This is a genomic window from Micromonospora tarensis (assembly GCF_016803395.1).
Lineage (GTDB): Bacteria > Actinomycetota > Actinomycetes > Mycobacteriales > Micromonosporaceae > Micromonospora > Micromonospora tarensis.
The window spans coordinates 43428-53492 of sequence record NZ_JAEVHL010000020.1 but is presented as its reverse complement, the minus strand read 5'-3'; the positions used below and the strand labels follow the sequence as shown (position 1 = coordinate 53492).

6 protein-coding genes and 2 pseudogenes are annotated in these 10065 nt (G+C 69.1%); 6 read left to right on the top strand and 2 right to left on the bottom strand.

The genetic code is table 11. The annotated features are described in order from the left end of the window. Both JM949_RS07460 and arfA read right to left on the bottom strand, forming a co-directional pair. A pseudogene (locus JM949_RS07460) lies at window positions 1–777 on the bottom strand (3'-5' exonuclease); the annotation flags it as partial. Beyond that, window positions 741–2246: pseudogene (arfA, locus tag JM949_RS07455) on the bottom strand (arabinosylfuranosidase ArfA); the annotation flags it as partial. The pseudogenes arfA and JM949_RS07460, both read right to left, overlap by 37 nt. A 483-nt stretch (window positions 2247–2729) precedes the next feature. On the opposite strand from arfA, the gene JM949_RS07450 reads away from it, so the two are divergent. The 6 genes from JM949_RS07450 to JM949_RS07425 all read left to right on the top strand — a co-directional run bounded on the left by JM949_RS07450 (window position 2730) and on the right by JM949_RS07425 (window position 9999). Then, on the top strand, window positions 2730–3053 hold the full coding sequence (locus JM949_RS07450; protein ID WP_203147693.1) for a hypothetical protein: 324 nt from the start codon (window positions 2730–2732) through the stop codon (window positions 3051–3053). A gap of 231 nt (window positions 3054–3284) precedes the next feature. Continuing rightward, the gene (locus JM949_RS07445) at window positions 3285–4307 is read left to right on the top strand and encodes a LacI family DNA-binding transcriptional regulator (RefSeq protein ID WP_203147692.1); all 1023 of its coding nucleotides are present in this window, start codon (window positions 3285–3287) and stop codon (window positions 4305–4307) included. 169 nt (window positions 4308–4476) lie between these two features. Next, complete coding sequence (locus tag JM949_RS07440; protein WP_203147691.1) at window positions 4477–6651, top strand: alpha/beta hydrolase; 2175 nt, start codon at window positions 4477–4479, stop codon at window positions 6649–6651. Window positions 6652–6755: 104 nt separating this feature from the next. Next, entirely contained in the window at window positions 6756–8099 is a 1344-nt protein-coding gene (locus tag JM949_RS07435) for an ABC transporter substrate-binding protein (RefSeq protein WP_203147690.1), read from the top strand. Window positions 8100–8172: 73 nt separating this feature from the next. Continuing rightward, entirely contained in the window at window positions 8173–9114 is a 942-nt protein-coding gene (locus JM949_RS07430) for a carbohydrate ABC transporter permease (RefSeq protein WP_203147689.1), read from the top strand. Then, the gene (locus JM949_RS07425) at window positions 9115–9999 is read left to right on the top strand and encodes a carbohydrate ABC transporter permease (protein ID WP_203147688.1); all 885 of its coding nucleotides are present in this window, start codon (window positions 9115–9117) and stop codon (window positions 9997–9999) included. It abuts the gene before it with no gap. Window positions 10000–10065 lie beyond the last annotated feature (66 nt).

The following is a 10065-nucleotide window of genomic DNA, read 5'->3' as shown; positions in this document are numbered from 1 at the left end:
GACGGCGGTACGCAGCTCCGCGACCAGCGCCGGCAGGGTGAGCGCCCGGGGCGGACGGGTCACCGGCAGCGCGCCGGTCCGAACCGGACCGGCGTACCCATCCTCCTTCCGCGCCGCACCGCCGCCGCCGCCCTCCGCCGTACCGTCGCCGCCGCCGGGCGTGGGGTGCGGACCACCGCCGACGGGACCACCGTTGGGCGGTGGGCCGGCCGGTGGGTCGACCGGTCCGGGCGGGGTGACGCCCAGCTCGTGCAGGAACCGGCTCGGCTGCTCCTCGTGGTCGTCACCACCCACCGCGGCCGATGCCACGGCGGTGACCAGCAGCCGGCGCCGGGCCCGGCTGATGGCGACGTGGAAGAGCCGGCGTTCCTCGTCCAGCAACGCCGACGTCTGACCCACCACGTTCGCCACTGTCGAACCGTCTACGGAGCGACCGGCCAGCACGTCGACCAACCGTTCGGAGCCGAGCAGGCTGCCCCGCAGCCGCAGGTCCGGCCAGATGCCCTCCTGGACGCCGGCCACCGCGACCAGGTCCCACTCCAGGCCCTTCGCGGCGTGCGCGGTGAGCAGGCGCACCGCCGCGCCCCGGTCGGCGGTCGGCGCGATGGTGTCGGCGGGCAGGTCCTGCGCGAGCACGTGGTCGAGGAAGACCTCGGTGCGGGCACCGGGCAGCCGGTCGGTGAACCGGGCCGCCGCGTCGAAGAGCACCAGCACGGCGTCCAGGTCGCGGTCGCCGCCTCGGCCCGCAGCCGCAGCATGGTCCAGGACGCCGGCGGAAGGGTCACCCGGACGCTGGCGTCGCCGCCCCGCGCCGTGCCGTTCGGGCGCGGCTCGGCGTGGTCCGGGCCGTCGGCGGTGTTCTTCGCGCCCAGGTCGGTGCCGCCGATGGTGACGCACTCGACGATCTCGGTCACCCGGGCGCCACTGACGTCGACAGTCACCTCGGCCGGCGTGCCGAGCACCCGGTTGACCAGGAACACGGTCATCTCGCCGGTGCTGTCGTCCCAGGTGGAGACCGCGTCGACCGCGTCGACCTCGCCGTAGCGGTCGGTGGTCGTGGTGCTGCCCTCGCGGAGCACGTCGAGCACGGTGCCCCGGGCGTGCCGGGCGGTGCGGGCGAAGGGGTGGAAGATGGTCTGCCGCCAGGCCGAGCCGCCCGGTTCGGTCATGATCGGTGCGATGACGTTCACCAGTTGGGCCTGGCACGCCGCGGTCACCCGGTCACTGTGCCGGAGCAGGCTGATCAGCAGGCCGCCGACCACGACGGCGTCGGCCACGCTGTAGTGGTCCTCCAGCAGCGGCGGTGCGACCGGCCAGTCCTCGCCGCTCGGCGGCGTGGAGGGGGCGGCCGACTGGTACCAGACGTTCCACTCGTCGAACGCGATCATGATCTTCTTGGTCGACCTGCGGATCGCGCCGACCGAGTCGGCGATCGCGGTCACCGCGTCGATGTACCGGTCCATGTCCTCGGCCGAGGCGAGGAAGCTGGGCAGGTCGTCGTCGACCGGCTGGTAGTAGGCGTGCAGCGAGATCAGGTCCACGTCGTCGTACGCCTCGGTCAGCACGTCCCGCTCCCAGCTGCCGAACGTCGGCATGCCGAGGTGCGACGAGCCGCAGGCGACCAGTTCGAGATCGGGGTCGAAGCGGCGCATGGCCTTCGCGGTCTGCGCGGCGAGCCGCCCGTACTCGGTCGCGCTGCGCGCGCCGACCTGCCACGGACCGTCCATCTCGTTGCCCAGGCACCACAGCTTGATCCCGTACGGGTCGGTGGCGCCGTTCTCGCGGCGGCGGTCGGCGAGCTGGCTGCCCGCCCGGTGGTTGGCGTACTCCAGCAGGTCGATGGCCTCGGCCGTGCCGCGGGTGCCGAGGTTGACCGCCATGATCGGGTCGACGCCCGCCTTGCCGACCCAGCGCATGAACTCGTCGAGCCCGAACGTGTTGGGCTCCAGGCTGTGCCAGGCGAGGTCGAGCCGCGCCGGCCGGTTGTCGACCGGGCCGACGCCGTCCTCCCAGCGGTAGGACGAGACGAAGTTGCCGCCGGGATAGCGGACCGTGGTGACGCCCAGCTCGCGCACGAGCGCGAGGACGTCGGCACGGAAGCCGTCCGGGTCGGCGGTCGGGTGCTCGGGTTCGTAGATTCCGGTGTAGACGCAGCGGCCCAGGTGCTCGACGAACGAGCCGAAGAGCCGGCGGGACACCGGTGCGACGCGTCGACGGGGGTCCAACAGTAGGCGCGCGGTGTTCACGACCGGCCTCCGTTCGTGGTCGAACCGGCCTCGGCCCGCTGGTCCGGGCGGGCGGGCAGCCCGAGGCGGTGGGGGAGTGGGCTCGCGCAGCCGGTCGAGAGCTGCGGCGCGGCGGTGCGGTGCGTGCTCAGGGTGGGGTCCCTTCGGGCGAGGTCCCGACGTCGAGATCTCCGTCGCGGTGTCGGGACCGAGGGGCGGTGGCTCGGTGCGAGCTCTGGACAACGTAGTGATCATCGCCTACGTTGTTGATCTATGTAAACGTTACCGATTACGTTTACGATAGGGGACACGTCGCCCGTGATCAATGTTCCCGCCGTGGGCCACAGAGCACGACGGCCCTGGTGAGATCGGGTGTCCTGCCCCCGGGGCGCGCCTCGGCGCCGTCGCCTTCCCGCCGTGTGGCGGTGTGCGCCGGCAGCCGCCGGAGGCGTCCCGACCGATGCGGCCGAACGGCCGGCTTGTCGCGGTGATTGGGGTGACCGGGTGACCACTGTCGAGGCTCGGACCGAGGGGACCTACGCCGACGCGGCGATGCCGGTCGACGCGCGGGTGTCGGATCTGCTGGGCCGGATGACCCGCGCGGAGAAGCTCGCGCAACTGGGCAGCACCTGGGCGTTCACACTGCTGGAGAGCGGCCGGTTCGCGGCGGAGCGGGCCCGGCCGATCCTCGGACAGGGCCTGGGGCACGTGACCCGGGTCGCGGGGGCGACCAGTCTCCACGCCGGCACCTTCGTCATCAATGTGGACGCGGACCAGCCGACCCCGGCGAAGGTCTTTACCGGCTCGGTCGAAGTGCGCGAACTGTGATCGTTCACCGACCCGGTAATGAGCCTCTGACGGAGCGTTCCTACCTGTTGTCGACCGATCGGGCGGGCACCGGAAACGGCGCCCTATCGCAGTGACCGGTAGTGGCAGTAAGACCACGTTTTTCCGGGGTGCCGCAAGGGCGAAGAGGTCTTGTGTTCGTAATCGTTGTCGGTTACGTTGGCAACATCCTGGAAACGTAACCGATAACGATTGCAGTCCAGAGAGAGCGGCATGATCGAAGTCAATGCGCCGGTAACCATGAGTGATGTCGCCCGGGTTGCCGGGGTTTCCACCGCCACCGTCTCGCGGGTGGTCAACGGGCATTACGGCGTCAGCGCCCGCACGATCGCTCAGGTCCGCTCCGCCATCGAGCAGCTCGGCTACGAGTCGAGCCTGGTGGCGACGAGCCTTCGACGCAGCCGCACCAACGTGCTGGGCCTGGTGGCGCACAGCTTCCAGTCGTACACGGCGGAGGTGCTCAAGGGCGTGATGAAGGCGCTGAGCCGCTCCGGCTTCGACCTGATCATCTACGCCAACAGTGACCTCTACGGATCCTATTCGGAGGGTTGGGAGCAGCGGCACCTCGCCCGACTGTCGGGCACCCTCACCGACGGGTGCATCGTCGTCACGCCCTGGGGCGAGATGCGCAGCCGGGCACCGGTCGTGGCCATCGACCCGGTGCGGGGCTCGACGGCGCCCTCGGTCATGGCCGACAACCTCGCCGGCGCCACCACCGCGGTCGAGCACCTGCTCGGTCTGGGTCATCGACGCATCGGGTTCATCGCCGGCCGCGACAGTCTGGCCTCGGCCTGGTCGCGGGAGGAGGGCTACCGGGCGGCGCTGGCCGACGCCGGCATCCCGGTCGACCCGACGCTGATCGGCAGGGGTGACTTCAACCCCGAGTCGGCCGTCCCGTTGGCGCGTGCGCTGCTGCAACGCGCCGACCGGCCGTCGGCGATCTTCGCGGCCAGCGACGGAATGGCCCTCAAGGTCCTGGAGGTCGCCCGGGAGTTGGGCCTTGCCGTCCCGACGGACCTGTCCGTCGTGGGGTTCGACAACATCCCGGAGTCGGCGCTGACCGAGCCCGGCCTGACCACAGTGGACCAGTCAATGTTCCAGCTCGGCTACGAGGCCGCGCGGATGCTGAAGTCGCTGGTCACCGGCGAGTGGGACGAGCCGAGCCAGGTGGTGCTCCCGACCAGCCTCGTGATCCGCGACTCGACCGCAGCACCGACGGGCGCGGCACGACAGTGACAGCCACCGACGGGCACCAGCACCTGACCGCACCCGACAGCGCGATCAGAGCAGGTGCCCGGATGGCCGAAGCCTGAAGGAGGTGCACGCAACACGCACGGCGAGATCCACCGATGAATCGAGCCGGCCAGCGGGTCGCATCCGCAGCCGGCGCAGAGAGGAGTGGAGCGTGACAACCGAACAGTATCACGGGCGCTTACGCCGGCTGGGCGTACGCCGACTCTCGGCGGTGTTCACCGCCGGGGTCATCGCGGTCGCGGCGGTCCTGGTCGCGCCGCAACCCGCCACGGCGGACACCCCGTGGCTGGCCGTCTCCGACGACCGCTACGCCTCGTTCACCGTTCCGGCCAGCTACGTCCAGGAGCAGTTGGGCACGGTGTCGCAGGTCGTCATCGAGGGCAACTTCGGCCCGTCGGCCAGCTGGGCGGAGTTCGGCCTGACCCGTCGTGGGGACGCGTGGTCGGGGGTGCTCGGCGCGCTTGAGCCGGGGCTCTACCACTACCAGCTCACCGCCGACGACACCAAGACCATCAAGGACCCGACGAACAGCACAAGCGTGGCGTCCCACCCGCTCTGGAGCACCTTCCTCGTCCCGGGTGACTCGGCGCGCTGGTTGGTCGACGCGCCGGCCGGCACCGGTGGCGCGGTCGAGACGCTTACCTACCGGGCCCGCGACGAGCAGCGTTCCGCCCTGGTGTGGACGCCACCGGGGTACGCGGCCAAGGGCCCGAAGCGCTATCCGGCGCTCTTCCTCCAGTCTGGTGACGGCACGGCCGCCACCGACTGGCTCGACCTCGGTCGGACGAAGCAGATCCTCGACAACCTCTCGGCGGCCGGCGCCATGCAGCCGATGGTGGTGGTGATCGCCAACGGCTCGGACGACCGGGAGCTGACCGCACTCCGCAAGGCGGTCGCCGACCGGTACCGGGTCCTTCGCGACCCGGCGCACCAGGCGATCGCCGGCGTGGCCGACGGCGCGGCGCGGGCCGTCCGAGCGGCCTTCGCCAAGCCCGGTCAGTTCGGCTACGTCGGCTGGTTCTCCGGCGACTCGGCGCCAGCCGTCGACCGGAAGGACGCCAAGGCGATCAACCGCGACGTCAAGCTGCTGCGGCTGTACACCGGGAACGTCACCGACCCCGCGCACAACGCCACCTACCGGCTGACGAAGGCGTTGGATCGGGCCGGTGTCCGGTTCGAGTTCGACGGGGTCAACCCGGACGGCGGCGGGAACTGGACCACCTGGCAGGAGAATCTCGTCGACTTCGTGCCCCGGTTGTTCCGACACGTGTCGGACCACGGGCCGAGCCCGGGCCACCAGCGGCTGAAGGGCGAGTTCGCGCCGCCGCCGGCCGGCACCACCCCGACGCCGTTCGTCACCGAGGACGGGTTCGTCACCTTCGAGACCACCACGGACTTCACCACCGCCCAGCACGTCACGGTCTGGGCGAACATCGCGCCGGGCGGTAGCTGGCTGCGGGTGCCGTTGACCCGTGACGGCGACCGGTGGCGGGCGACGATCGGGCCGCTGAAGCCGTGGTTCTACTACTACCGGCTGATCGTGGACCGGGTCCCGTTCAAGGACGTCTCGAACCCGACGAAGGTGACCACCGAGCCGATGTGGAGCACCTTCCTCATCCCCGGCCCGGAGGCCCGACTGCTCACCGACGTGCCGGCCGGCCAGGGCGGGAAGGTCGAGGCCATGACCTATTCCAGCACCGTCGCGGGCCAGGACCGCACCGCGCTGGTGTGGACCCCACCCGGGTACGACCCGGGCCGGGCGCAGCCGTACCCGGTCCTCTATCTCCAGCACGGCAGCGGCCAGAACTACACGGACTGGGTCGAGATGGGCCGCGCCAAGCAGATCCTCGACCACCAGTTCCTCGACGGCGATCTCACGCCGATGGTCGTGGTGATGGGCAACGGCAACTCGTCGAACTTCAACCGGGAGCTGTTGGAGAACATCGTGCCGACGGCCCGGTCCCGCTACCACATCTCCAGCGACCCGTCCCAGCAGGCCCTCGCCGGCCTGTCGATGGGCGGTGGGCAGGCGTTGGGCGTGCTGAAGGCCTACCCGGGCGAGTTCGGCTACGTCGCGGCGTTCTCGGCCGGGTTCGGCAGCGGCACCGGCGTCGACGTGGCGGCGATCAACAACGGCACCAAGATGCTGCGCCTCTACGTCGGTGACCAGACCGACTTCGTCTACCCGAGCTTCATGGCCTCGCTGACCACGCTGGACAACCTCGGTATCCGTTACGAGTTCGACGGGGTCACCCCCGGGCCGCACGGCTGGGACGTGTGGCAGAAGAACCTCATCGACCTGGCGCCGCGGCTTTTCAAGCGCTAGGAGCACTTTCAGGCGACGCCACCGGGAGCGGGGTTTCCTGCCCCGGTGGCGCCCGCCAGCGCATGGACACCCCCGCACCGTGACCCCCGGAGGGAACCATCTCAATGAAGAGACGACAGATAATCGCCACGGTGGCCATGCTCGCGGCCGGCACCGGCCTCGTCGGCTGCTCGTCGTCCGACGACGGTGGCAGCGACGCGAGCAACTGCACGAACACCATCACCAAGAAGGACCTGCCGGTCGTCACGATGTGGGGGTGGTACCCCAACACGCAGCTCGTCGTCGACAACTTCAACAAGCAGAACAACGAGGTGCAGGTCTGCTGGACCAACGTCGGGCAGGGCGGCGACGAGTACGACAAGTTCCAGACGGCCATCTCGGCGGGCACCGGCGCGCCTGACGTGATCATGGTTGAGGCGGACCGGATCCCGACCTTCCAGATCCAGGGCGCGCTCGTCGACATCAAGAAGTACGGCTACGACGCGGTCAAGGCCAACTACAGCGAGGGCGCCTGGAAGGACGTGTCGGTCGGCGACGCGGTCTACGGCGTCCCGGTCGACGGTGGCCCGATGGGCATGATCTACCGGAAGGACATCTTCGACAAGTACAAGGTCACGCCGCCGAAGACCTGGGCCGAGTACGAGCAGACCGCGCAGAAGGTGAAGGACGCCGGTGGCCCGCTCTTCGGCGATCTCGGCGCGAACGTCCCGGCGGTGCTGATGGCGTTGCAGATCCAGAAGGGCGCCACGCCCTTCACCTTCGATCCGGCGCAGCCGAAGTCGATCGGCGTGAAGCTCAACGACCAGGCGTCCAAGGACGTGCTTGACTACTGGGGCGGGCTGGCCAAGAAGGGTCTGGTCGGGACCCAGGACCAGTTCACCCCGGAGTACATCTCCGGCGTGATCAACGGCAACTACGCGACGTACATCTCGGCGGCGTGGGCGCCCGGCTACCTCACCGGCGCGGGTGTCGGCAAGGGACAGGACACCGGCAAGTTCGCGGTGGCGCCGCTGCCGCAGTGGGACCCGGCCAACCCGGTGCAGGTCAACTGGGGTGGTTCGGCCTTCTCGGTGACCAAGCAGGCGAAGAAGCCGGAGTTGGCGGCGAAGGTCGCCTACGGGCTCTACGCCGACAAGGAGTCGCTCACCGACGGCTGGACCAACCAGATCATCTTCCCGCTGAACCTCACGGCGCTGAAGGACCCCGCGTTCATCGACCTGAAGGTGGCGTTCTTCGACGGCCAGCAGGCGAACAAGGAGGTCTACGTTCCGGCCGCCGACGCCTACCAGGGCGTCTCCTACGCCCCCTTCGGTCAGTACTACCTCGACGCGATGACCAAGCAGGTCAGCGAGGTCATCAAGGGCTCCGTCACCGGGTCCCAGGCGGCCGACCGGCTCCAGGAGGACGTGGCGAAGTACGCCAAGGAACAAGGATTCACCGTTCAGTGACCCCACGGGTGGGCCGCGCCGGCACCGGGCGGCCCACCCCTCGACCCTCGGCGTCCACGTCCCGGAGACCACAATGACAGTCCTGACCGAGAAGCGCGAGCCGCGTACCCAACCCAAGACGCGCAAGATCCGTGGCAAGGTGCACCTCCGCGAACACCTGATGGGGTGGTTCTTCGTCGGGCCGTTCGGGGTCGTCTTCCTGGCGTTCCTCATCGCCCCGCTGGGCTACGCGCTGTATCTCAGCCTCTTTCAGAAGAAGCTGATCGGCGGCACCAGCTTCGTCCTGTTCGACAACTACGTGAAGGCGTTCACCGACCCGAGCTTCCTGTCCGGGGCGTGGTTCGTCATCCGCTTCTCGCTCGTCTCCATCCCGCTCCAGATCATCCTCGCGCTCGCGATGGCTCTCATCCTGGACGCGGTGACGACGCTGTTCGCCCGCTTCTCCCGCCTGATGATCTTTCTTCCGTACGCCATCCCCACCGTCATCGGGGCGGTGATGTGGGGGTTCCTCTACAGCAAGGGCTTCGGCCCGCTGACCGACATCTTCGGGCTGTTCGGCGCCACCGCGCCCGACTTCCTGGGCAGCAACCTGATCTTCTACGGTCTGCTCAACGTGGTCACCTGGCAGTGGGCCGGTTACTACATGATCATTCTGTACGCCGCGTTGCAGGGCATCGACCCGACGCTCTACGAGGCCGCCCGGATGGACGGCGCCGGACGATGGCAGGTAGCGACCCGGATCAAGATTCCACTGATCGCCCCGGCGCTGATCCTGATCCTGGTCTTCTCGCTCATCGGCACCCTGCAGTTCTTCAACGAACCGCAGATCCTGCGCTACCTCGCCGCGGGCACGATCGGGGCGGACTTCACCCCGAACATGTACGCGTACCAACAGGCGTTCTCGCTGGCCAACTTCAACTACGGGTCGGCGATCTCGTTCGCCCTCGGCGGGATCGTCTTCATCTGCGTGTACGCCTTCCTGTTCTTCACCCGCAAGCGGAGGAGCTTCCTGTAGATGACCGACCCCACGAGCGTTCGCGCGGGCGCCCGCCGGCCGCAGCGCTATCTCCCGATGCAGATCCTCCTCGGCTTCCTGGTGATCTACTTCCTGGTGCCGTTCTGGTGGGTCATCGTCAACAGCTCCAAGGACGCGCCGGGCCTGTTCGGCGGCGGCAACACGCTGTGGTTCACCGACCAGATCGACTACCTCGGCAACCTCGAGCAGTTGTTCACCTACGACGGCGGCATCTACCTGCGGTGGATCCTCAACTCCACGCTGTACGCCATCGCCGGCGGCGTCGGCGCCACGGTCCTGTCGGTGATGGCCGGCTACGGGTTCGCCAAGTACCGGTTCGCCGCCCGGCGCTTCAGCTTCGCCGTCGTCCTCGGCGCGTTGATGGTGCCCGCCACCGCCCTGGTCATCCCGACCTTCATCATGTTCTCCCGGCTCGGGCTCACCAACACGGTCTGGGCGGTGATCCTGCCGTCGCTGCTCAACCCGTTCGGCGTCTACCTGATGCACGTGTACGCCCGCGACGCGGTGCCGGACGAACTCTTGGACGCGGCCCGGGTCGACGGCGCGGGGGAGATCCGGACGTTCCTCCAGATCGCTCTTCCGCTGATGCGTCCCGCGGTGGTCACCGTGCTGCTGCTGTCGGCCGTGGCGTCCTGGAACAACTACTTCCTGCCGCTGGCCATGCTCTCCGACAATCGGCTCTTCCCGGTGACCGTCGGCCTCGGGCTCTGGCAGGGCATCGCCTCCGCGAACAACTCGGGCGGCACCTCGCTGTGGAGCCTGATCATCCTGGGCTCGCTGGTGTCGGTGATTCCCCTGGTCATCGCGTTCTTCAGCCTGCAACGACACTGGCGCGGCGGACTGTCCGTCGGAGGTCTCCGGTAGGCCGCGCCGCCGCCAACCCAACCAATCACGCGCATTGACCGCCGCGCGGCGCGCGGCCGAACGGAT